Genomic DNA, 23,625 nt, shown 5'->3' on the forward strand with positions numbered 1-23,625 from the left:
CTAAAAAAATGAAGCAGGGAATTGTCCCTACTTCAAAGTAACCCCACCATTTTCAACCCATGATAAATGCCATTTTCGCCAACTGATTTTGTCACGAATCTTGAAACCCTCTTCACCTCGGGATGGGCATTGCCCATCGCAATGCTGTTTTGAACGAAAGACAGCATGTCAATATCGTTCAATCCGTCGCCGAAGGCATATACGTGGTCTATTAAATAGCCTAAATGGTTCATGACAACTTCACAGCCTTTTGCCTTGGAGCCACCTGCCGGATCCACATCAACCGCTAACGGATGCCAGTGAGTAAACCGAAAATCCGAAAAATTAGATACATATGATGCCGTTTCATGTTCACGAAGGAACAACATCGATTGGATGATATCCCTTCCTTCATAGTAATGAGCGTCATGGATAATAGGAACAGCTAATTTATCGGGCTGCATACATTCAATTAGATCATTATGATGCGGGTCACTGGCCCCAATCCCAAAAGGATCAACATGCACAATCGGATGGCCGTTCTCTTCGGCGGCAGCGGTAAGCCTCTTTAAGGCCTCTTGATTTAATGGATTTTTATGAATGATTTGGTCCCCGAAAACGGCAAGCTGGCCATTAAAACAGACATACGAATGAATGTCTAGCTCGTTTCTTATATCGTCAAACATAAACGGCGCACGCCCCGTGGCAATCACCACATCATGCCCAAGCTCTTTTAATTGGGCAATCCCTTCTTTTGTGGATGTGGGAATGATTCCATCACTATCAACCAAAGTGCCATCAATATCAAAAAAAATCAACTTTTTCTCCGTCACGCCAAAACTCCTTTCGGCCCTAAAGTATTCAGTATATCAATTATACATGATTAGGGATGAGTTTTTTGGGGGAGGATTAGGTTTATTGTGAAAAAAGATTATGCAGTGCGTAGATACAAAGTAAAGAACGAGGAATACTAAGGAGTAATCTATTATAACCCGGGATGTGTCTTGTATGGATTTTTACTATGGACAGCCAACATTGACGGCGCTACAATGGGTCCTTCGGGCTGTCGTATCCTTTTTCTTTTTGGTGATTGTGGCCAGACTGTTGGGCCAGCGGGCAATCTCCCAACTAAGAGTCCTTGATTTTGTCATTGCCTTAGTTATCGGAAATCTCATCGCCCATCCCCTATCTGACGAACAACTCGGGCTTAAAGGCTCGGTTATCACTACTAGTGTTTTGGTGGTTTTATACCTTTCAGGCGTTTTTCTCATCCTGAAATGGCCTTGGTTACGAAACTTGGTTAACCCCAAACCAATCACCATTATTAAAAACGGGGAGGTCCTTTATAAGCGATTAATGAAGGCCAAAATTTCCATTGACCTTTTGATGGATGAATTGCGAAAAGAAAAGGTGGTGGATATCACAAAGGTAGCCTTGGCCATATGGGAAGCGGATGGCAAAATATCCGTGTTTTTGGATCCCAACTATCTACCCCCTACCTCACAAATGTTACAAATCAAAACCAATGCCTTTGAGATGCCTAGGACCATTATCAAAGAGGGGAAAATTATCGCCAAGGAGTTAGAAGAAATCGGCAAGACAGAAAGTTGGCTGGTGTCGAAGTTAGCAAGTCTCTATCAGACTGATGTGAAGAATGTCCTGCTCGCAACAATTGACACGAAGGAACAATTAAAAGTGTTTTTATATCAATAAAGTGTAGCGGCCTAAGCAAACACTGTGTTGCTCAGGCCCATTCTTTTTGTTAAAAAAAGCGTCCGGTTTGCAGCAGAAACGCCCCAGTTCTTTGAATCTCATTTAACCTTTAGGAACCAAGCCTCCAATAACTCCAGTTCCCTTTCACTTGAAACACCTGCTTTTAAACTGCTTACCGTCCTTGTCTGCATCCAGCCATAAACCTCACGAATTGTCTCTTCCAATGGCCGAAAAGAAAGGCCCGCGTCCACTGCTTTTTCGATATTGATAGAAAAAGAGCCTACCCATGGTTCCGTTTCCCCTTCTAATGGGTAGTGCTCGGGAATCCATAGAGGCATGTCTGTCCACGGCTGCACTTTATGATCCTTTAAAAATAGTTCATCCACCCAAACCCATTCGCACTTGCTATTCGCTGCATCCATACAGGTATTTAACAGCTTTTCCATTGTTATTTTTTCATCATGGCCCGTCACATTATACGTCCCAGCTTTCCGTCTCTCGGCCATATCGAATACCCATGCCGCAATATCTTTTACATCGATTAGCTGAACAGGACGGTTCGACCGCCCGGGCACCAATACTTTTCCGCCCTGGGCCACCCGCTGAACCCAGTATGGCAGCCGGTCCGTGTAGTCGAACGCCCCGACAAGCTGTCCTGCCCGAACCTGCAGAACACGTCCTGGCCACTGCTTCTCCGCTTCCGCTTCACAGAGGACCTTCAACGCACCGTAATGCTCATAAGGCGAAATGGTCCCTTCTTCAACGGCCTTCAATTGATCCACCTCAATAGTTTGCAGGTGATAGTCTTCGTTAATTTGTTCTGGAATCCAATCCTTATAAACGGAGATACTCGAAATATACGTATAGTGCTGGATGTTGCCCCCGAGTATTGTCGCCAATTTTTCAACCTGCGAGGGCACAAATCCGCATGTGTCCATGACAACATCCCACTGACGATTTTTCAGTAGGGAAAGATCCCCGTTGCGGTCCCCAATTAGCTGTTCCACTTCGGGAAACACCGCTTGATTGCTCCCGCGATTAAATAAGGTCAGTTCATGCCCCCTTTTCAATCCTTCTTCCACCAACGCCCTGCCTAAAAAACGAGTCCCACCTAAAATCAGAACTTTCATCCTTCTCCCCCATTTCACCTTTTAATTAATATAACGATTTTTTACCTTGAAAAGATACGGGGGTAATGAAAAAAGGTTTAGCGTTCCAAATAAACCATTCAATGAATAAAAATATAATAAATTTAAACCTACATGGTAAGGGGGGAACAAGCTTGAATTTCTTTTTGGTTGGTATCGTTTACTGGATCTTGATCGGCATCTCAATCCTATTACTTATTAGAGGCATATGGGAAAAGTCTTGGAAAATGTTATTATGGAGCGGCATTGCGCTTCTACTTCCAACTCTATCTTTCTATATCGGAGGGACGGAGAGATGGTTTAAACTGTCTGGACTCGTACCGTTAGTTATTTTCTGGCTTGCTTTTTATACAAAAAGAAAGGGTATTTGATAACGGAGCCGTTAACTATCCCTAATTGTATGGTAATTGGGAGGGGCTGAATGTTGATTTCACTGCGTATGAAAAATAAACGGAAAAATTCCGGCTAAATTAGGAAATACCAATATTTCCTTAATAATAAGAGAAGTTTTTCCGTTTATATTATCCAAATCTTTGGATTTTGTCATATTTAGAGCAATTAACCGGAATATCTCCGCTTATATCCGCTTCTTAAGCCTCCACTATATACATTAGCAGGAAATTCTCCGCCTATGATTTCTCATACCCATATAGGATAATATATTTATGACATATACCCGTAATTATTGCGTAAAGTGCTTCATATATGTTTTTAGGGAATAAGTTGTACGAGGTGAATTTTATAATGAGAGATTTCCACTGCTGTGCGACATGCCAGCATTTTAGGGCGGAGAAAAAAGCGGATGGAATGAAGTACTACTGCAGCCGTTTGGGGTTTGAAACAAAAACAACCTACCAATTTAATTGCTGGAATCCGAAAGAAAATATCATTAAGTTAATGAATAAGACCCAATAGGACTAATTAAAAAAGCCCCTACGTCAAGGAGACGGGGGCTATTCAACGTTTGTTAATGATGATCATTTTTGTCTTGGTTTAATATTATCTCTAATTATATCAATGATTTCTCTTGTCTCATCCAGGTGTTTGACTGTTTCCTCGTATATCTGAGATGCGACGCACATGAATAAGATGTCAATCACATGAAGCTGGGCGATTCGTGAGGAGGTCGCACCGCTTCTGAAGGTGGGTTCTCTTGTTGCGGAAGTAAAGAGCTTGATATCCGCTTGTTCCGAAACCAATGATGAACCATATTTCGTTAAGCTTATCGTCTTGGCGCCTTTTTTATTGGCAAGCTCAAGAATTTTCGCCACCTCAAACGTTTTCCCCGAGAAAGAAATGCCGACCACCACGTCCGTTGGTTTGGCATTCGCCACCATTGTGGCCGCCATGTGGAAATCTTGAAAAGCGGTTGCCTTCTTATCAATCCGCAAAAACTTTTGTTGGGCATCCTGTGCAATGATGCTGGAAGCGCCAACGCCAAAAAAATGAATCATTTCGGCGTTTTGACATGCTATTTTCGCCCGTTCCAGCGCCTCATGATCCAATAATTCCGCCGTTTCATGGATCGTTTGAATACTATTATTGGTCATCTTTTCAATAATCGACCCTGCAGACTCGTTTGGCTCAATATCACGAAAACCAGGCGGTTTGCTTTTTTGCAAATCCCCGGCGATGCGAAGCTTTAGGTCCTGAAACCCTTTTAAGCCAAGTGACTTGCAAAGACGGATGACAGCGGCACTGCTGGTTGAACTCCGCTTTCCAAGTTCGCTGGCTGTTAAAGAAATGGCCTCATGCGGGTTTTCCATAATATATTGGGCAATCTTTTTTTCGGAAGGAGGAAGGTCCAGATGCATTTCGGACAGCATCACAAGTCCTCCGGTCATGTATGACATGGGCATCAACTCTCTTTTTTCGTCTTATGTTTCTGTTTAGATTGACTTTTTCATCACATGGAACCTGCGGGTAATCTCAAAACCTGTTTTTTTATAAAGGTATCCGGCAGAGCTTTTTTCGCCTGTCCAAAGGAACCAGGCGCCATGCAGCCCTTCGGAACGCATATTTTTCAAGCATTCATGCAATAAAATTTTTCCTAGACCTTTTCCTTGTTCATCAGGGTCGACGCCAAATGGGCCGAATCGATCGGGGATGCCTTCATAGCCTCCGTAAATGCAAAAGCCGACAAGTTTGCTTCCGTTTCTAACAACCAAAATACGCTCGAGCGGAAGCCCCTGCAATACGCCTTCGCGAATCGCCCGGCCCCAGTCCGGATTAAATAAGTTATTGGCAAATTGAATGACCTCGTAAAGGTCCTGATCCTTGGCTGCTGCGAACGAATATCCTTCTTGTTCGCGCTGGCCTTTTAATTCTATTATATCATCGGATGGGGCATAGCCAACAAGGCTGCGGTCCATAGCGACCGGGGAGTACTGCCTTTCAAACCCCTGGCGCAAAAGAAAGGCGTAACCTTCTGGATAGGCTTCCTCATCAATTCCCGGCAAAATATAATTAGGCGCATATGATGCAAAAAAGACCTGTTTCCGTCCTGCAGCGGCAAGGAAGTCAAGCGCCGCCTTCATCAACGTTTCTCCCACTCCGGAGTTACGAACATCCTGATGGACGAAAAAGAAAGGAATCCAGCCATTTTCCGGTTCCAAATCCGTACCGGCCATCGGCAATAATCTTCTTACAGCATACACACAGCCGACTAATTTGTCATCTTGAAAAGCCAAACGCAGCCCCTGCGGATCAAAATTGGCATCCAACAGGACAAGATTGCGGAATCGCTTTGAAGTAATCGGGTCTTGGGGAAGGCTTTCGTTCCAAAGCTGTACAATATTCTGTTCATCACCAGACTCATAAAAACGATAGGTTATCACCAGCACTCACTCCTTAGGGAATTGATTTTTTAATAAAGAAGATACGGCTTCCTTTGGATTTTAAAAGCCTCTGCATGTTTCTCACACTGTTCTAAAAACACGTTACCTTCGCCGTTTAGGATGTAATTCTGTAACCGGTCGGTACCAGACAACAGGTTAAACATGTAGCGTTGAGTCGGTTCGTAAAAAACAAAATGAAAATCATTTGGATACATTTCAGCAATAAGCTCGAGCAATGTCAGTCCTGTCCTTAAGGAATGAAGCGCTCTCCGGTCCGTGACATGAAGCTGCACACCCTCGCATACCGTGTCCTTGTGCTTTTGGTAGGTTGGCATAAACGAAACGGCCCGCGCCAAGACACCGGGCAGCATTTTACCATTGAACGCCCTTGCCAAACGATAACCGTCGATAAACGGTGCCCCAACATATTCAAACGGACGTGTTGTCCCTCTTCCTTCCGACAGATTCGTGCCTTCCACCAAGCATGTGCCTGGATACAAAACAGCCATATCGATTCCCGTTGTGTTCGGCGAAGGAGGGACCCAGAACAGGCCTGTTTCGTCATAATACAACTCCCGGTTCCAGCCCTCCATCGGAATAACCGCAAGGTCACAATCAATCCCGAATTCATGCTTATACAAGAGTGCCATTTCCCCGACTGTCAGCCCATGCCGGTTAGGGATGGGATACAGTCCGACAAAGGAACGGTGTGCTTCCTCCACGAAATTTCCTTCCACTGCTGCTCCGGAAATTGGATTGGGCCGGTCAAGGACGACAAACTGTTTGCCGTACTCTGCACAGGTCTCCATCATATAGGCCATTGTATAGATATACGTGTAATACCTTGCCCCAATGTCCTGTAAATCAAAGAAAACAACATCAACAGGGTCGAGCATTTCCTTGCTCGGCTTCTTTGAAGCTCCATATAAACTATAGACGGGAACGTTCGTATAGGGGTCGACTGATGACTCCACCTTTTCTCCTTCTTTGGCATCCCCGCGGATCCCATGCTCCGGACCATAAAGTGCGGTCAACTGCAAATCTGGATGCTCGTGGAAAAGGTCAATTGTCGGGGTCAGCCTTTGATTGACTCCGGTCATATTCGTGACCAGACCTATTCTTTTTCCTTTATAATCCTGAGTATATTTTTCTAAAAAAACATCAAGGCCAATTTTCAACTCCGTTCCCCCTTTCATCGATATAAAAGAAAAAAAGAGATGGAATCTCTTTTTTTCTTTTATTCTTTCACGCCGCCTAAGGTCAAGCCTTTTACAAAGTGGCGCTGGAACATCATGAACACAATAATCATTGGTACGGATGCAATGGCTGCCCCGCTCATCAACAATTTAAAGCTGGCCAGGTTGGCATCCTGCAACGACTTCAATCCGACTGGCAACGTATATAGGTTGGAATCATTCAAGACGATGATTGGCCATAGGAACGAGTTCCAAACGTTCATGAAGGTGAAAATACCAAGTGCGGCCATACCTGGTCGCGCCAACGGCAGAACCACTTTCCAGAATGTTTTCCATTCGCTGGCGCCGTCAATTTTTGCGGCATCCAACAGTTCATCCGGAATCGAATGCATAAATTGTCTCATCAGGAACACGCCAAATACCATCGATAAGTCAGGGAAGATCAGTGCCCAGTGGGTATCCATAATGCCTAAATTTTTCACCATCATGAATAACGGCACCAATGTTACCTGCCCTGGAATCATCATCGTTCCGACAATCGCATAGAAAATCAAATCCCGGCCCGGGAATTGTTTCTTTGCCAGGACATAGCCCGCCATTGAGTCGAATAACAAAATACCGATTGTTACTACAACCGCGATATATAAGCTGTTTAAAAACCAATAGCCAATATTATTCTTTTTGAAAAGCGTCGTGAATCCGGAAAAAGTATCATCGACAATCTGGTCCATGATGTCCCTGTGATAGGCTTCTGCCTTTTTATCACCGGCTTTTTCCGCATCACGGGCCTTGCCCCAGTGCTCGAAATATTCCGGAATCCCCATCGGATACATTTTCGGCGGATTCGAATCGACATATGAAACCGACTGTTTCAAGTCTTCATCCTGGTATTTGCTTAATTGCAATGATGTACTGAACACCCAATATAACGGCAGCAGGGAAACGACAGAAAACATCAGCAGCATCACATAGATGATTATTTTATTAATTTTCGGCATCTTGTTTCCCCCTAGTCGTCATACCGTAGTACGCGGAATTGAATAACTGAAAATACTAAAATGATAAAGAATAGCACAATCGATTGCGCTGCGGCCAAGCCAAATTCGAAATCTCGGAATCCAGTTTTATAAATCAGATGGACAAGTGTTTCCGTACTTGTACCAGGACCCCCGCCAGTCATCATGATGATCTGGGTAAAGACTTGGAAAGAGCCAATCGTGCTTAACAACACGAGATAAAGTGTTGTTGGCTTTAACAACGGAATCGTGATTTGCAGCCATTTTTGAAAGCTGTTTGCGCCGTCAATGGTCGCCGCTTCATATAACGATTCAGAAATTGACCCCATGGCAGCCAAATAAAGAATAATCCCAACCCCAAACGGGATTAAACATTGCATAATAATCAATGACCACAGTGCTGTGGAGCTTTGTCCCAGCCAGTTAATCGGGTCCATTCCGAACCAGCCCAGCACATAGTTGAATAAGCCAAAGTCATGGTTATACATCCAGCGCCAAACCATCGCCACAATAACCATGGAGGTGACGGTCGGCAGATAAAAGGCTCCCCGGAAGAAGCTTTGAGACCATTTGCCAAGAGGATGAATGAGAGAAGCGATAATGAGTGCACTTATGACGTTAAACGGTACCGTTACCAAGGTGAACAGAAATGTGTTCTTTAACGCATCGTAAAAGGCACTGCTTTGAAAAACTTTCGCATAGTTTTCAAAGCCGACCCACTCACTTCCAAAGACTTTAAATTCCTGGAAGGATAATACGAATGCCCATACTACCGGTATCGCAATAAATGCTACAAACAGGATTAATTTTGGAAGTAAAAATAGGTACGCGGAATAATTCTTTTTGATTTGGGTCAGTACAGTTGATTTCTTTGTTTCAATTCTTGCCTCAACTGCATGCTGGTGTACGGGTTTCAAATTAACTCCCCCAATCTTGATTGAAACTTGGCAGACCCTGTATTTACCTAGGGTCTGCCAAGCGGGTTCCTACTTATTTCAGCAGCTCGTCCACTTTCTTTTGAGCATCGTCCATTGCTTGTTTTGCTGTTTTCTCGCCGTTAAATACGAGTTGAAGCTCGGATTGGATCGCTTCATCAATCTTTTTCCATTCAGGATGGCGTGGAAGCATCACAACTTGTGAAGACATTTCCTGTGCACGTGCCATTTGTGGATTGTCTTTATATGGATCCATGTCAGCAGTGCTGATTCGTGCAGGGAATGTTCCATATTCTGTTGCCATCTTGAATTGTTCGTCTTTTGTATTAATGAATTTGATAAATTCGCCTACGACTTTTTTCTTAGCAGCATCTTCCTGATGGAACATCGTCCAGCCGCCTACACCGCCGATTGTAACTGGTTTCTTAGAATCGCCAGTTGGATAGTTAGCAACCGCGAAGTTTGTTGGGTATTTACCTTGTGCCGCACCAATCGCCCATGTAGCCCATGGCTGCATCGCAACAGTTCTTTGTTGTGCATTTGCCCATGCTTGGAACGTACCGCCAACATCTTGTCCACCTGATGATTCCGGAGAAACTTTCTCTTTCAATTTCAAATCAGCCAATTGCTGAATCGCCTCAACGGCTTTAGGAGAATTGAACGTGAATTTCTTCAAATCCTTATCTAACGGGCTGCCGCCGTTAATATAGAAGAATGGCCATGCTTCATAGTAACCAGGCATGATGTAAGTAGAGAAACCATATACATCTGTTTTGCCGTCGCCATCACGGTCAAATGTCAATTTCTTCGCTGTATCAAGGAATTCATCCCAAGTCCACTCGCCATTTTTCGGCGGTTCTACGTTGCGCTCTTTGAATAGATCAAGATTCAACAGCATAGTATGAACTGTCATCGAGCTAGGAATGCCATATAACTTGCCGTCATACTTGTAGGCATCAAGCGCATTAGGATAGAAATCCTTCAATTCATCTTTTGTATAAACATCGTCAAGAGATTCGATAACGCCTTGGTCTATTTGGTCGATGCTGACCGCACTGCCGCTAATGTCAACTGGCGCTACATCCGGCCAGGATTTTCCGGCAATCGAAACACCTAGTTTATTAGGAAGCTCGGCCCATGGAACTTGAACAAGCTCCACTTTTACACCTTTGTGTTCAGCTTCAAATTCTTTAATTTTTGACTCCATCCAGTGGTATTTGTTATCGTCTTTATCTGGCCAGCGCGGACCATCCCAGACAGTGATGGTGCCGGTAAACTCTTTGTTGCTTTCAGCAGGTTTTGAAGCTTCTTTGTCGTTGCTGCAGGCTGCTAAAGAGCCGATACCTAAACTAGCTGCAAGAAGAACACTAGCAATCTTCATCTTCTTCATTAAATTTTCCCCCTCAAATATCTTGTAAAAATAAGTCCATTTTTTCAATTAAAACTCGAACCCGCTACCATCTTCTTCCGGGCCTCGCCCCCTTTCCGTCACCCGCATTCGTTTCCAATCTACCGCTTACCAGGCGATTTTCCCCATGATGACCGGTTTGTTCGCCCCTGTTGCCGACGGCAGATTATTGGCACGCTTGTGATAGCACTGATAACCGAGCAGGGCGAACACAACTGCTTCCTTAGCGTCACCTGAAATCCCGAGGTCGTCTGTGCTGCCTAACCTGCACGTATCAGGCAAATGGCGTTTCAGCCCGTTCATCAAGGTGTGGTTATGCCAGCCGCCGCCACTGACATATACTTCTTTAATTTGATGGCTGTCGATAAATCTTGAAATGTCGACCGCAAGGGTCCGGGCCGTTAACTCCGTAATCGTCGCCAGTTTATCGGCAGCGGACATGCCGGGTTTCTCCCATAACATGCGGGCGTATTGTATTCCGAACAATTCCCTGCCCGTGCTTTTCGGCGGCGCCAGCCGGTAATAATCATGCTGGAGCAGCTCCTCGAGCCATTGTTCATCAACTTGTCCACTTGCGGCCATTGCGCCGTTTTCATCAAAAGATTGCTTCCCTTTCGTTGCCCAGCTCGCAAAAGCATCGATGATCATATTGCCAGGCCCGGTGTCAAACGCCAGAACGCTCTCCTTGCTGTTTTCTGGCGGCAGGACCGTGATATTGGCGATCCCGCCTATGTTGACCAGCACCCGTCCAAATTCCTTTTTTCGAAACAGCAGATCATCGGCATAGGGTACTAGCGGGGCTCCCTGCCCTCCGGCGGCCATGTCTCTTGTGCGGAAATCGCCAATCGTCATGACACCGGTCCGTTCGGCAATCAGCGCAATGTCGCCAATTTGTAGAGTGGAAGCAACCGAGTGACCTGCCATTTCCACACTTTCAGGCTGATGAAAAATCGTTTGCCCGTGCGAACTGATGAGGGCAATCTTATCCAACGTCAGATTCGCCTCATTGACCACTTTTCTTGCCGCAGCAGCAAATCGTTCACCTAGCAGCATGTTCATCGCCGAAATATCCTCGATTCGCGCCTGGTTGGGGTCACAAAGTTTTAAAATCGCGTTTCGTTCTTTTTCCGTATACGGCAATGTGGTGAAATGGAGAAGCTTCAATTGAATCTCTCTTGTTTCTTCCATAATTGAAACCACAGCCGCGTCGATTCCATCTAACGAGGTACCGGACATCAGTCCAACCACAAGCTTTTGACTATCCTTGTTCAAGTTCCCGATCTCCTTCCAAGCAGAGTTCTCGTTCATTCCAGACATGTCCCGCTTTGCTTGTTGCCTGAAAAAATATTTTTCAGCCAAGCATCATAAACAATTATTTGTCTGGAATCGTCACTGGCAGTTGGCCTGTTACTTGTTCCAATCCGTAAATCGCTTTGGCGGCCATTTTAAGCGCTGGGTACGGGAATTCGTACGTGCAAATATACGCTGCAACATCAGGCAAATACGCCAAATCATACGGGCTTCTTATCGCCACAACGACCACTGGCACTCCAGTTTCATTCAAACTTTCCACTAACTTGGCCTGAGCATCTTCTTGCTTGACTGTTAAAGTACCGACGATAATGGCATCATAATCCCTGGCTTTCTGTGCTGCTGCCTTGATTTCTTCCTCTGTGGCCGGATTGGAAAGCTCCAATACATCTGCATTTTCGTCAATCTTCCGGACCGCCTGGCCAAGGTGCATCGACGAGTAACGCTTATCCTCCACCTGCATGGTATATGTATTTTCCGAATATACAACCAGTACCTTTTGTCCGGAATTTGGCTGGAGCGGCAGCATGCCTTTATTTTTCACAATCGTGACACCTTGCTTATAGATCTCGTCCGCCAATTGTTCATGCTCCTCGCAGCCAACAACGGCAGGAACTGGTGCATCACTTTCAAGGTTCAGTTCATCCCAATGAATATACTTATCTTTTAATCTTTCTACACGGGTGACGGCCGCATCAATGACCGACTCGTCGATTTCTCCCGCTTCCACTGCGGCAACGATTCTATTAATCGTGTCTTTCTGAAGGTGGTGGAGATGGGAAACCATTACTAGGTCAGCTCCCGCTTTAATCGCCTCGACACCGCCGGCAGCTGTCCCTATGGTATTTGCAATCGCATTCATTTCCATGCAATCTGTGGTAACAACACCATCAAAACCAAGCTGTTCGCGCAACAATCCCGTAATGACCTTTTTCGATAAAGTGGCCGGCACGCCCGGTGCATCCTCAATCGCAGGAAAGTAAACATGGGCGGACATAATCGTATCAGCACCTTCACGGATACTCTCGATGAACGGTACTAATTCAATTTCCCGCAGCCGTTCAATGCTATGGGAGATGACGGGCAAATCCAAGTGTGAATCCACATTGGTGTCCCCATGCCCTGGAAAATGCTTTAATGTTGTCATCACGCCGGCAGCCTGCATGCCCTTCATCGCCATTCTGCCAAAAGCGCTGACCTTCTCGGCAGTCTCACCATAAGACCGGACCCCAATCACCGGGTTCTCTGGATTATTGTTAACATCAACGACCGGTGCCAGGTTCCAATTGATTCCAAGTGCTTTTAATTCTTTTCCGGTAGCCAGGCCAACCTGATAGGCATTTTCCGGCTGATGTGTTGCACCTAACAGCATAGCACCCGGCAAAATCGTCGTCCCTTCACCAAGTCTGCGAACCACTCCGTTTTCCTGGTCAAGGCAGATGAACAGCGGCCGTTCATGCCCCGCTTTCTTCGCCTCCAGTTGAAGTTCGCTGGTCAGATTGAGAATTTCTTGGGGACTCCCGATGTTACGGCCAAACAAGATGATCCCGCCGACATGCTGCTCTCTGATTAGTTCTTTTATCTCTTCGGATGCTGTTGTTCCTTTAAAACCGACGACCAACAATTGTCCGACCTTTTTGCGTAATTCAGTGCTATTCAAGATTTTGCGCCTCCTTTTTTATAGGTCAAAGCCAGGGATGCTTGGCCCTCTTCTAATATTGGCTCCTGTAGGAAACTTTAATGTTTGGGCATAGGTTGTCCGATTCAAGCAGCCTCTCATCGTGCCAAGCGCCTTATAATAATCAAAATAACGGAAATCCTTCGAGTTCATAATGAACCAATATTTAGATAATGCTTCCAGGTACGTATCAAATTCATCCGTCACATCCACATAAATATCGGGAAGATACCCTTCCATGTCCTCCCAATTTTCGCTATGGAACATTCTTGTTAACGAATGCGGCGCAAGACCTTCTAGATCAAAACCTGGAAGAGCAGCCTTTAACCATGCCGCCTGGACAATTTTTGGACATAGGGCATGGTCCGGATGCATACTATTTTCCCAATGCGTGATTACCACATTTGGTTTTAACTTCCTGAATAAGGTGGCGACACGTGAAATGGTTTCATCGTCGTCCTTTAATTCGGCATCTTTATAATCGAGGGTAATGCTTTTTGCACCCAGCACGGCGGCGGCGTTTTCAGCCTCCTTGATTTTTTGCTCGCGGTACTCCTCGACACTAACTCCTGCCGGTGTTCCTTTTTCACCGGCCGTTAAGTGCAATAGCGTAACCTCATGTCCTGCTTTTGCATATTTGTGTGCGATGGCACCAGCCTGCAATTCCCCATCGCCGCAATGGGCACCAACCAACATAAGGTGGATTTTCTTGGTCATGTCTATTTCCCCTTTGGTTCATTGAAATGCGATCGAATGATGTTGTGCAATCTCGGCCGCAGCCGAAGTATGTGATCCTTCCGGCCAAAGTGAACCCGATTTGTCAGCAAAATGACATGCAAGCGGGTCTCCGGATCAAACCAGATGCTCGTTCCGGTAAAACCTGTATGGCCGTAAGAAGTCTCAGAGAATAGATCACCGCAGCTTGAAGAGTATGGACCTTTTAAGATCCAGCCCAAGCCCCTGAATTCCTGGCTGAACGGTGAATAATTCCTTCTGGCGATTTTAAGAGAAGCCTTGGATAAAATGCGGGTTCCCTTATAGACACCCTCATTTTCAATCATCGAGGCAAAATGGGCCAGGTCATGAATCGTCGAGAATAAACCAGCATGGCCGCTGATTCCGCCCATGCTTTCGGTATTCTCATCATGAACAATTCCATGCTTATAGGCCTTTAGCTTGGCACTATATTCCGTTGCGGCATAGCGTTCCCGTTCAAACTGGGGGCGAAATCCCGTTTCCTTCATATCCAGCTTGTCAAACAATTCTCTTTTGACATACACTTCAAACTGTTCTTGTGTAACCGCTTCAATTAATTTGTACAGCGTAATGAATCCAAGATCGCTATAAATGACTTTCTCCCCGGCTGCTGCCACAGGCTGCTCCTGGTAAATCCGCTCCAAAATCTGTAGTGTTGTTAAATTCTCACGAAAGTATTCGTAATGGGCGGCAAGCCCCGACGTATGGGTTAATAAATGCTTAATAGTAATTTCCGATTTCCCGTTCTTCGCGAAATCCGGCAGGAAATGGGCAACCTTGTCGTCAAGGTGCCACACCCCAGCTTCCATAAGCTTCAGGACAATCGGCAACGTTGCAACGACCTTTGTTAAGGAAGCCATGTCAAACACTGTATCTAGCTTCATCGGCTCCTTTTCCGGGTAAACGGCCCGATAGCCGACCGCCTCCTGCAGTAGCGTTTCCCCTTGGTGCGAAACATGGATGACCGCTCCGGGAATGTGGTTTTGGTCAATTTCATTTTGAAGAAACTCAAGAACTTGATGTCTCATCAGCATCACTTCCCTGCTTTGGCAAGCTCAATTGCCTGCCGGGTAAAGCCATCTGCTTTCCAGATGGCTTCATTTGCTTTTTCTACGGAAACCCCGGCTGCCAGCATCACGATCGCCGGTTTCACCTTTTGATTGGTTTGCGACAGAGCCTCCTCTGCCTGTTCATACGTAACGCCGGCAATGTCCATGACAATCCGTTTTGCTCTTTCCACCAGCTTTATGTTGCTGGCATGCAAATCGACCATAAGATTGTCGTATACTTTGCCAAGCTTGATCATCGTGGTGGTGGTCAGCATATTTAGCACCATCTTTTGGGCTGTGGCCGCCTTTAGCCGCGTTGAGCCTGACAAAATTTCCGGTCCGACAACAACCTCAATTTTGTGATCAGCATACTTGCTGATTTCCGCATTTTGATTGCAGGCCAGCGCTACCGTTTCCGCCCCGAGGCTGCGGGCATACTTTAGCGCTCCGATGACATAGGGTGTCCTGCCGCTTGCGGCAATACCGACAACCACATCTGATTCTGTAAAGCCCCTACTTTCAAGGTCCTTTGCCCCGCCCTCTAGATCATCTTCGGCGCCTTCAACAGCGGTAAACATTGCTGTCTCTCCGCCGGCAATAATGGCCTGAACCAACTCAGGAGGCGTACAGAAGGTAGGAGGGCATTCAGCCGCATCCAGCACCCCAAGTCTCCCACTTGTACCTGCACCGATATAAAATAAGCGACCATTATTTTTTAGCGAGTGGTAGATGGTGTCAATCGCTCCTTCGATTTGCGGCAGCGCCGCCTGAATAGCTTCGGTAACCGTACTGTCTTCGTTATTCATAAGATTTATAATTTCATACGTTGAAAGCTGATCAATATTGCGTGATCGTTGATTTCGCTGCTCTGTTGTTAATGCAGTTAAGTTTACATTCACATTCGACACACCTTTTCAAATTACTTCTGATTGGTAGAAAGCGGATTGCTTAGAAAGGATTACAAGTTTTTGTAATATTGCTCGTATTGTTTCCAAACATTGAAACCCAACCGGCCATAAAATTCGGTCAATCCAGTCCAGTCAATGACGATTCTCTCAATCTTTCTTTCTCTTAAAAAAGAAACAGCAGCTTCGACAATGCTGAGCCCATATCCATTTTTTCGCTGTGCCCGATCAATGCCTAACGGGCCAATCCCGCCCAAGTGCTCGTCAAACAGCGGCGCCCAATATACGTTCTGGGCAATAACAGGAGAATCGGGGTCATTGATTCGGCAGAAGCCGATAATCTCCTCAGCCTTTTTTAAGACAACAAATTCCCTGCCTGTTCCGCCCCTTCTAAAATAGTGGTAGGCTTCATATTCCCACCGTCCAGGAAAACAACGATGCAGGAAGGCTAGCAATTGTTCCTTTTCATCCTCTTTAATGAGGGTAACTTGTAAGCCGGCTAACTCGGGCATCGGCGTTTCTTCATCTGGCGAAAACTCTCGGATTAGGTCTGACTCCACACCCGTGGGGTGATACCCTCTTCGTTCAAACCATTGTTTAGCCTCTTGGAATTCCACTGGGACGCCAGGAAAGTAATGGTAGGGGTCACGCCCCAAAAACACTCGCTTGCAATCGCTGTTCCTGAGTGCATCCTCCGCCTTTTCCAATAAAGCGCTACCAATTCCTTGTCCACGGGCGGAAGATCGAACGATTAAGGCTTGAATCCAGCCTGTTTCTCCATCTATCTGTATGGGTAATTTCTCTCTCCATCTTTTTGAAACAATGAAACCTGCCGCTTGGCCTTGCTGGTCAACCGCAATAAACGAACCTTCCGGCAGGATGTTTTCATCCTCAACGCTGTTTTGTGTGAACAGCTCCTCTGTCATCGGGAATGCCGAGCCAATTTCTGAGTTCCATAGATTGACCAATTCCGATATTTTTTGCACATCCCATTGTATCAATCGCATTGGCGGCCCACTCCTTTGATCGTTTCATATTGCAAGTTTCGACAACTTTTTTAGCTATGTTTATTATAACAAGGCACTCGTAAAAATGAAATAAAAAATCATAAAATATTTAAAAAAGTTGTATTAATATTTCAAACTTCTTTCATATTTTCTACAAAACTAGTTTTGATCGTTTGCCTCATACTGGAAAATCCCGCAATGACAGCACCGCTGACGGGTGCCAACTCTGGCTTGATTAATTGAACGTTAATGTTTTGCCGCTGCAATTCCTGTTGAATGATGGGCTGAAGCAAATCTGCCCGATTGAATACTCCGCCAACGGTGACGACTGGAATAGGCTCCGTTTGATGTTGAAAAAGCGATTGACTTAAGCTTGCAATAGCATCTGCAAGTTTGGCGCCCGCTTGTTGAATAAGCTTTACCGCCACGGCATCTCCTTTATCAGCCGCTACTGAAACGTATTGAGATAGCGGAGCAATCCTCATTCTTGATTTACCAGGTTCATAGATAAAGGTAATAAGGTCTGAAGGTTCATGGACACCAAAGTGATCAAGGATCATATTTGTAAGAACCGTTTTGGACCCGCGGCCATCGTTTGCCCTGAAAACAGCCTGAAGCGCCGCCCTTCCGATGTCATAGCCGCTGCCTTCATCATCAATTAAATAGCCCCAGCCGCCAACCCTCTGCCTGTCACCTCCGTCATTGATGCCATACGTGATCGAGCCGGTTCCAGCGATTTGGACGATTCCCGGAGCACCCAATGTACCGGAGTACAACGCATTCACTGCATCGTTGTCGATAAGGATTTGAACATGATCTGGGACAAGTTTCACCAGAATCTGTTTCATTACCCTTTTAGCCTCAAGCCGATCCACTCCGGACATGCCCGCAAAGACTGTATTTAACTTCGAAAAAACCTCGCTGTTCTGGTTTTTTAATGAAGCAAATAACATGGAAAGTTCCTGTTCGACATCCTGGATCGCCACACCATTTTGATTGGTTGCGCCAACTGTTTCACTCGCGTAAACGTTTCCAAACGCATCGGCAATCACGCCTTTCGTCTTCGTTCCGCCTCCATCAATCCCAAGTACATACATCATCATTCACAGCCCCTATGAACATTTCATTATTTTTACACATTTATTATACATGATTGAAATAATATTTCAACTTAACCTATTACTTTTAAAATTATATTTCAATTAACACCTCCCTTTTGAAATATAATTTCACCATACTTTGCCAAAATTTAAAATATCATGTTGACTAGTCTGTTTTTCATTACCTATAATTTAGTTGATTCACAAAATACTAGTTTTATAGAAGGAGGGTAGAGTGATTTGCGCTTTTATTTTTCAGAAAACAGAAAGCGCTGCCAAAGAACTTTAAAAATTTAGGAGGGATGGACCATCATGCTATCAACGCAAACAAGGAAATTCGTTAGTGTAGTATCTATTATATTTATTGTATTCGGTCTTTTCTTTAGTGTCTTACCTAGCGTTTCGACGGTATCTGCCGAGGTAAAAACAACAACATTTACGGAAAAAATCATGGCCAAGGATACCACTAATTTAACCTTAGAGTTAGAGCTGAAAGGGAAATTAAAACTTGCCGAAGGATATAAGGTAGCACAAAAAGTAGATAACAAGTTATATAAGAAATCCCTTAGAGATGTTAGAGTTGGAGCCGAAAACGTAACTGTTAAGGTGAATGACAACCAAGAAATCACCAATATCCTGATCGATGGTGTTACTCCTGTTAAAAACATGAGAGTCGGCATCATGACAACCAACTTTGCAACAATGGACCATAATGAAATTAAATTAAGCTCAGCGGCCGGCCTCAAAATTGTTGACAAGATTGCTGGACAAACCTTTGACGCACCTGCCGGCGAGATTATTACATTTACTTCCACAGTTGATTCTGTTTCTGCTGTTAAGCAAGATGGATCTGAATTGTATTCTACAAAGAATAGACTTTACATATCTACCGATGCTTCCAGCAAAATTAAAGTAGATAACATTACTAGAGCACAAGGCGTTCCACAATATCGCGGTCTGTTTGAAATCACTTCCGTAAAAGGAAACAAGCTTGAGTTAATTAACGATGTTGATTTTGAACAATACTTATACCAAGTTGTTCCAAGTGAAATGCCTGCTTCCTTTGGTCTAAATGCCCTGAAGGCACAATCTGTTGCGGCAAGAACCTATGCGTTAGGTGATTACCTTGGCGACCGCTTTGCCAAAGACGGTTATTTCGTATTGGATAGCGTCATGAGCCAGGTATACAACAACTCAGCTGAGAATGCCCTGACAACGCAAGCTGTGCAAGAAACAGCAGGCCAAATTATGTATGGAAAAGACGGCAGTTTAGTAGATGCTAGATACTATTCAACATCCGGCGGATTCGGCGCTTCCAAGCATCAGGTTTGGTCAGAAGGAAATGGCGCATTTCCTGGCGTTCCGGTAGATTACCTATTAGCGAAAAGCTATACCTTTGATCCAATCGATCCATCAAAGATGCTAGAAATCGACACGCAAAATGAGCAGGAAGTACTTGCTTTTTACAAGAACCTGTCCTATAGAGGCTATGATGACACTTCCCTTTATTTCAGATGGAAGATCACTCTTTCTAAAACTGAACTGCAAAACACCATCAACAAAAACTTAGCTGCCAGATATGCTGCCGACCCAAAATTCATTTTAACTAAAAATGACGCAGGTGAATATGTCAGCAAGGCAATTCCAGCAGAGGGTATCGGGGAATTCAGGAACATGTACGTAACCAAGCGCGGTGACGGCGGAAATATTATGGAGCTTGTTGTTGAAGGTTCCACTGGTACCTATAAGATTTTAAAAGAATACAATATTCGCTTTACCATTCGCCCTAATAAAGCAGATACAGGCAGTGCAAATGACATTATTGTCTATCGTGCAGCAGGGGGCAGCACCGACTATACGAATACAGCATTAAAAAATGGTTCGATTCTCAATTCTGCCTTCTTCAGCTTTGAATTCAATGACCAAGACGTTGTATTCTACGGCGGCGGAAATGGCCACGGAGTCGGGATGAGCCAATACGGCGCTTCTCAGCTTGGCCTGGCAGGATGGACGTTTGATCAAATCCTGACTTCCTACTATAAAAATATGGAGCTAGTAGACTCCTCCGTTGTAGGAGCACCAGGTCCAAACGATGAAATTTATACGCATGCTGGAAATCGGAATAACAATCCGGCTCCTGGAAATGGGAATAACTACGGCTTCTGGAAATGGGAATAACCACAGCTATTGGAACAGAAAACAACAACCCGAACTGCTTCCTCTAGGGAATGGGCCTGTTATTCTACAATAGAAGACGCCAGCTTGACTAAGATTTTTTAACGGGTGGGGTCATCAGTTCTGGCCCCCCTGTTTTTTATAGTTTTTTAAATATGCGATTCGGAGGAAAAAAGCATGCTTGCCAATCAAGTGAAAGAAAAACTAATCAAAATTGTGACAGCCGAAAACTTTGCCGATTCCAAAACAGAACGCCTCGTCTACTCATACGATGCCACGCCTAACTATCAATCCCTGCCGGATGCCGTTGTCAGCCCGAGAAACACGAAAGAAGTTTCCGAGATTGTGAAGCTTTGCAACGCGTACAAAATACCGCTTGTCCCGCGCGGCTCGGGGACCAATCTTTGCGCGGGAACCACCCCGACCAGCGGCGGAATTGTCCTCCTTTTTAAACATATGAACAGCATCCTCGAGCTGGATGAGGAAAATTTGACGATCACCGTTCAACCCGGTGTCATTACCCTGGATCTCATCAATGCTGTCGAGGAAAAGGGACTCTTTTATCCTCCTGACCCAAGCTCCATGAAAATCTCCACGATTGGCGGCAACATCAACGAGAACTCCGGGGGCCTGCGCGGCCTCAAATATGGGGTTACCCGCGATTATGTTATCGCCCTTGAAGTCGTCCTGCCGAATGGCGATATCATCCGTACCGGCGGAAAGCTGGCCAAGGATGTCGCCGGATACGATTTGACCCGGCTGATGGTGGGATCGGAAGGGACACTCGGGATCATCACGGAAGCGACACTGAAGCTGATTCCAATGCCGGAAGCGCGAAAAACAATGCTTGTTCATTATCAAAGCCTCGATGCCGCCGCCAAATCGGTTTCGAAAATTATTGCCAATAAAATCATTCCAGCCACCCTGGAATTCCTCGATCAGCCTACGTTGAAGGTGGTCGAGGATTTTGCCCGCATCGGCCTGCCGACAGATGTCGAGGCGGTTCTCCTCATCGAGCAGGACGGCCCTGTCGAGGTAGTAGAACGGGATATTGAAAAAATTGCAGAAATTTGCCGCCAGGAACAAGCGGTTTCTGTAAACATCGCGACATCCGAAGCAGAAGCCGATGCGTTACGAACAGCACGGCGCGCGGCCCTGTCGGCAGTCGCCCGGTTAAAGCCGACAACGATTCTGGAGGATGCAACGGTTCCGCGATCGGAAATTGCCAAAATGGTGATGGCGATTAATGAAATCACCAAGAAATACCAACTGACGATTTGCACCTTCGGCCACGCCGGCGATGGCAATCTCCACCCTACCTGCGCCACGGATGCCAGGAATCACGAGGAAATGGAACGAGTGGAACAAGCTTTTGCCGAGATTTTTGAAAAAGCCATCGAATTAGGTGGCACGATTACCGGGGAACACGGGGTCGGCGAGATGAAAGCTCCTTACCTGGAATGGAAGCTGAAAAAAGAAGGAATTGCGGCCATGAAGGCGATTAAAATGGCGCTTGATCCCAACAACATCATGAATCCAGGCAAAGTGTTTGCCAAAGAAACAAGAAAACGAGTGGTGGTAGCAAGATGACAACTGTAGAAGAACAAACAAGGATTCAGGAACAGTTTAAACTGCGAATGGATGAGGATGAATTATTAAACTGCATGCGCTGTGGCTTCTGTCTGCCATCATGCCCGACCTATATTGAATCAGGCTTCAAAGAATCCCATTCACCCCGCGGCAGAATTGCATTAATGAAGGCTGTTGTGGATGGAGTGATCGAACCAGATGAGGACTTTGAACGCTCGCTTGAGCTGTGCCTCGGCTGCCGGGCGTGTGAACCGGTTTGCCCATCCGGGGTCCGCTATGGGCATTTACTCGAAGAAGCGCGGGACATCATCAATCAAAATAAGAAGCATTCTTTTCCGGCAAGGATTGTTCGAAAAACCGTGTTTCAAGGGTTATTCCCGCATCAAAACCGGATGAGGAACGCTGTAGGGCTGCTCGGATTTTACCAGCGCTCCGGGTTGCAAACAGCGGCCAGAAAGATTGGCTTTTTAGGCCTATTGCCTGATCATCTTCTCACAATGGAAAAAGTGCTGCCAAAGGTGCCTTCGATGAGGGAACTGAAAAATCGTCCGGACCATCTGCCGGCAATTGGCAAGCAGGTGCACCGGGTTGCGTTTTTCAGCGGCTGTTTAATGGATACGATGTTTTTAAAAACAAACGATGCCACTACAAAACTTTTGCAGTTAGCCGGCTGCGAGATTGTGATTCCGCCAAGCCAAACCTGCTGCGGCGCCCTGCATGGCCACAGCGGCGAGAAGGCGTCTGCCAAGGAACTCGCCAAACGGAATATCGCGGCCTTCGAAGACTTGCAGGCTGACTATATCATTACCAACGCCGGGGGCTGCGGCGCATTTTTAATCGAATATGATCATTTGCTCAAGGACGACCCCGAATGGAGCGATCGGGCCAAGGCCTTCACCGATAAAATAAAGGATATTTCCGAAATACTAGTCGCGGTTGGCTTCCATGAAAAGGTGAAATTGGCGCTTCCGCAACAGGTCATTACCTATCAGGATTCCTGCCACCTGCGGAATGTGATGAAAACTGCGTCTGCCCCAAGAATCCTGCTTCAATCAATTCAAAGTGCGGTATACAAAGAAATGAAGGACGCCGACCGCTGCTGCGGCTCTGCTGGCATCTATAACATCATTGAATCAGAAGCGTCGATGGTCATGCTTGATTATAAAATGACCCAGGCCAAGGCTACCCATGCCACCACCATCGTCACCGCCAATCCGGGCTGCTTGCTGCAAATGCAGCTCGGAATCGAAAAAGACGGATTGAGCTCCAAAATGAGAGGGGTCCATATTGTGGATTTATTAATAGAAGCGGTGAAACATGGAGAGGGTCTTTAAGGGGGATCTTACAGCTCTCTTAAATATGAAAAAAGTTTTTAGACATCACCTGATACTTTGCTATATACTCATCCAATTTTTGACTAAGGGCCACTGTTTTTTTGCTGGTTAGCCCTTCCTGCAAGCCGACATGGATCATTTCTATTTTTAACCTATTAATAATGGTTAATAGTTCCAGATGATTTTCATTATAGATTTGCAGCATGATTGGATTTTGCTCCTTTAGTAGTATACTTTTACTAATTTAACAAAGTTTAGGAGACAAAGTCAGTGATTTTTACCACAATCTACTTTTAAATTTTAGTAAAATAAATTCTAACCAAAGGGCTGAGAAACCGCGTCCTCTGCCCTTTAAATATCTCCCCTATTATCTCATGTTTCCACACTTCACACCGCATAAAAACTTTAGCCGAACGCGGTCTGACTCCATTGTGACACCACTGTGACTTTAATCATATGAAATGAAAATTTTCAGATATATCATGATT

Annotated in this window: 21 protein-coding genes; 5 read left to right on the plus strand and 16 right to left on the minus strand. The window is 45.4% G+C overall.

Features of this window, described 5'->3' with window-relative positions; translation table 11 throughout:
• Window positions 1–32: 32 nt before the first annotated feature.
• Window positions 33–812, minus strand: coding sequence for a Cof-type HAD-IIB family hydrolase (locus AR334_RS19105; RefSeq protein WP_066315542.1), 780 nt, complete (start codon window positions 810–812; stop codon window positions 33–35).
• Between the two features lie 175 nt (window positions 813–987).
• Between AR334_RS19105 and AR334_RS19110 the strand changes: the two genes are divergently transcribed.
• A complete protein-coding gene (locus AR334_RS19110; RefSeq protein ID WP_066315544.1) occupies window positions 988–1,692 on the plus strand; it encodes a DUF421 domain-containing protein in 705 nt (234 codons plus the stop codon).
• Between the two features lie 98 nt (window positions 1,693–1,790).
• Here AR334_RS19110 and AR334_RS19115 read toward each other — a convergent pair whose 3' ends face one another.
• Complete coding sequence (locus AR334_RS19115) at window positions 1,791–2,822, minus strand: SDR family oxidoreductase (protein ID WP_066315547.1); 1,032 nt, start codon at window positions 2,820–2,822, stop codon at window positions 1,791–1,793.
• Between the two features lie 762 nt (window positions 2,823–3,584).
• Here AR334_RS19115 and AR334_RS30020 point away from each other — a divergent pair.
• Window positions 3,585–3,755: a hypothetical protein gene (locus AR334_RS30020; protein ID WP_172799262.1), complete on the plus strand. Its 171-nt coding sequence runs from the start codon at window positions 3,585–3,587 to the stop codon at window positions 3,753–3,755.
• 62 nt (window positions 3,756–3,817) lie between these two features.
• On the opposite strand, the gene AR334_RS19125 is transcribed toward AR334_RS30020, so the two are convergent.
• From AR334_RS19125 to AR334_RS19185, 13 genes are all read right to left on the minus strand, one after another.
• Entirely contained in the window at window positions 3,818–4,666 is an 849-nt protein-coding gene (locus AR334_RS19125; RefSeq protein ID WP_082693026.1) for a MurR/RpiR family transcriptional regulator, read from the minus strand.
• 63 nt (window positions 4,667–4,729) lie between these two features.
• Window positions 4,730–5,677, minus strand: coding sequence for a GNAT family N-acetyltransferase (locus AR334_RS19130; protein WP_066315558.1), 948 nt, complete (start codon window positions 5,675–5,677; stop codon window positions 4,730–4,732).
• A 29-nt stretch (window positions 5,678–5,706) separates the two neighbouring features.
• Complete coding sequence (locus AR334_RS19135) at window positions 5,707–6,855, minus strand: exo-beta-N-acetylmuramidase NamZ domain-containing protein (RefSeq protein WP_172799263.1); 1,149 nt, start codon at window positions 6,853–6,855, stop codon at window positions 5,707–5,709.
• Window positions 6,856–6,914: 59 nt separating this feature from the next.
• Window positions 6,915–7,871, minus strand: coding sequence for a carbohydrate ABC transporter permease (locus tag AR334_RS19140; protein WP_066315565.1), 957 nt, complete (start codon window positions 7,869–7,871; stop codon window positions 6,915–6,917).
• Between the two features lie 11 nt (window positions 7,872–7,882).
• On the minus strand, window positions 7,883–8,806 hold the full coding sequence (locus AR334_RS19145) for a carbohydrate ABC transporter permease (RefSeq protein WP_082693027.1): 924 nt from the start codon (window positions 8,804–8,806) through the stop codon (window positions 7,883–7,885).
• 73 nt (window positions 8,807–8,879) lie between these two features.
• Entirely contained in the window at window positions 8,880–10,214 is a 1,335-nt protein-coding gene (locus AR334_RS19150; protein ID WP_066315570.1) for an ABC transporter substrate-binding protein, read from the minus strand.
• Between the two features lie 126 nt (window positions 10,215–10,340).
• On the minus strand, window positions 10,341–11,504 hold the full coding sequence (locus AR334_RS19155) for an anhydro-N-acetylmuramic acid kinase (protein ID WP_253701323.1): 1,164 nt from the start codon (window positions 11,502–11,504) through the stop codon (window positions 10,341–10,343).
• Between the two features lie 100 nt (window positions 11,505–11,604).
• Window positions 11,605–13,203 carry a beta-N-acetylhexosaminidase gene (gene nagZ, locus AR334_RS19160; RefSeq protein WP_066315578.1) on the minus strand — a complete coding sequence of 533 codons (1,599 nt, stop codon included), beginning with the start codon at window positions 13,201–13,203 and terminating at the stop codon, window positions 11,605–11,607.
• Between the two features lie 18 nt (window positions 13,204–13,221).
• Window positions 13,222–13,938 carry a PIG-L deacetylase family protein gene (locus AR334_RS19165; RefSeq protein WP_066315583.1) on the minus strand — a complete coding sequence of 239 codons (717 nt, stop codon included), beginning with the start codon at window positions 13,936–13,938 and terminating at the stop codon, window positions 13,222–13,224.
• 2 nt (window positions 13,939–13,940) lie between these two features.
• Complete coding sequence (locus tag AR334_RS19170) at window positions 13,941–15,005, minus strand: serine hydrolase (protein WP_066316328.1); 1,065 nt, start codon at window positions 15,003–15,005, stop codon at window positions 13,941–13,943.
• Between the two features lie 5 nt (window positions 15,006–15,010).
• Window positions 15,011–15,925, minus strand: coding sequence for an N-acetylmuramic acid 6-phosphate etherase (murQ, locus tag AR334_RS19175; RefSeq protein ID WP_066315591.1), 915 nt, complete (start codon window positions 15,923–15,925; stop codon window positions 15,011–15,013).
• Between the two features lie 59 nt (window positions 15,926–15,984).
• On the minus strand, window positions 15,985–16,938 hold the full coding sequence (locus tag AR334_RS19180; RefSeq protein ID WP_066315597.1) for a GNAT family N-acetyltransferase: 954 nt from the start codon (window positions 16,936–16,938) through the stop codon (window positions 15,985–15,987).
• Between the two features lie 131 nt (window positions 16,939–17,069).
• A complete protein-coding gene (locus AR334_RS19185; RefSeq protein WP_082693029.1) occupies window positions 17,070–18,041 on the minus strand; it encodes an N-acetylglucosamine kinase in 972 nt (323 codons plus the stop codon).
• 309 nt (window positions 18,042–18,350) lie between these two features.
• On the opposite strand from AR334_RS19185, the gene AR334_RS19190 reads away from it, so the two are divergent.
• The 3 genes from AR334_RS19190 to AR334_RS19200 all read left to right on the plus strand — a co-directional run bounded on the left by AR334_RS19190 (window position 18,351) and on the right by AR334_RS19200 (window position 23,137).
• Window positions 18,351–20,216 carry a SpoIID/LytB domain-containing protein gene (locus AR334_RS19190; RefSeq protein ID WP_066315614.1) on the plus strand — a complete coding sequence of 622 codons (1,866 nt, stop codon included), beginning with the start codon at window positions 18,351–18,353 and terminating at the stop codon, window positions 20,214–20,216.
• 174 nt (window positions 20,217–20,390) lie between these two features.
• On the plus strand, window positions 20,391–21,803 hold the full coding sequence (glcD, locus tag AR334_RS19195) for a glycolate oxidase subunit GlcD (protein WP_066315617.1): 1,413 nt from the start codon (window positions 20,391–20,393) through the stop codon (window positions 21,801–21,803).
• On the plus strand, window positions 21,800–23,137 hold the full coding sequence (locus tag AR334_RS19200) for a (Fe-S)-binding protein (RefSeq protein WP_066315620.1): 1,338 nt from the start codon (window positions 21,800–21,802) through the stop codon (window positions 23,135–23,137). The genes glcD and AR334_RS19200 overlap by 4 nt, the downstream gene beginning before the upstream one ends.
• 19 nt (window positions 23,138–23,156) lie before the next feature.
• Here the strand turns inward: AR334_RS19200 and AR334_RS19205 are convergent, their stop codons facing one another.
• Window positions 23,157–23,342 carry an aspartyl-phosphate phosphatase Spo0E family protein gene (locus AR334_RS19205; protein ID WP_066315623.1) on the minus strand — a complete coding sequence of 62 codons (186 nt, stop codon included), beginning with the start codon at window positions 23,340–23,342 and terminating at the stop codon, window positions 23,157–23,159.
• Window positions 23,343–23,625: the final 283 nt, after the last annotated feature.

Source organism: Bacillus sp. FJAT-29814, assembly GCF_001510715.1.
Lineage (GTDB): Bacteria > Bacillota > Bacilli > Bacillales > Cytobacillaceae > Neobacillus.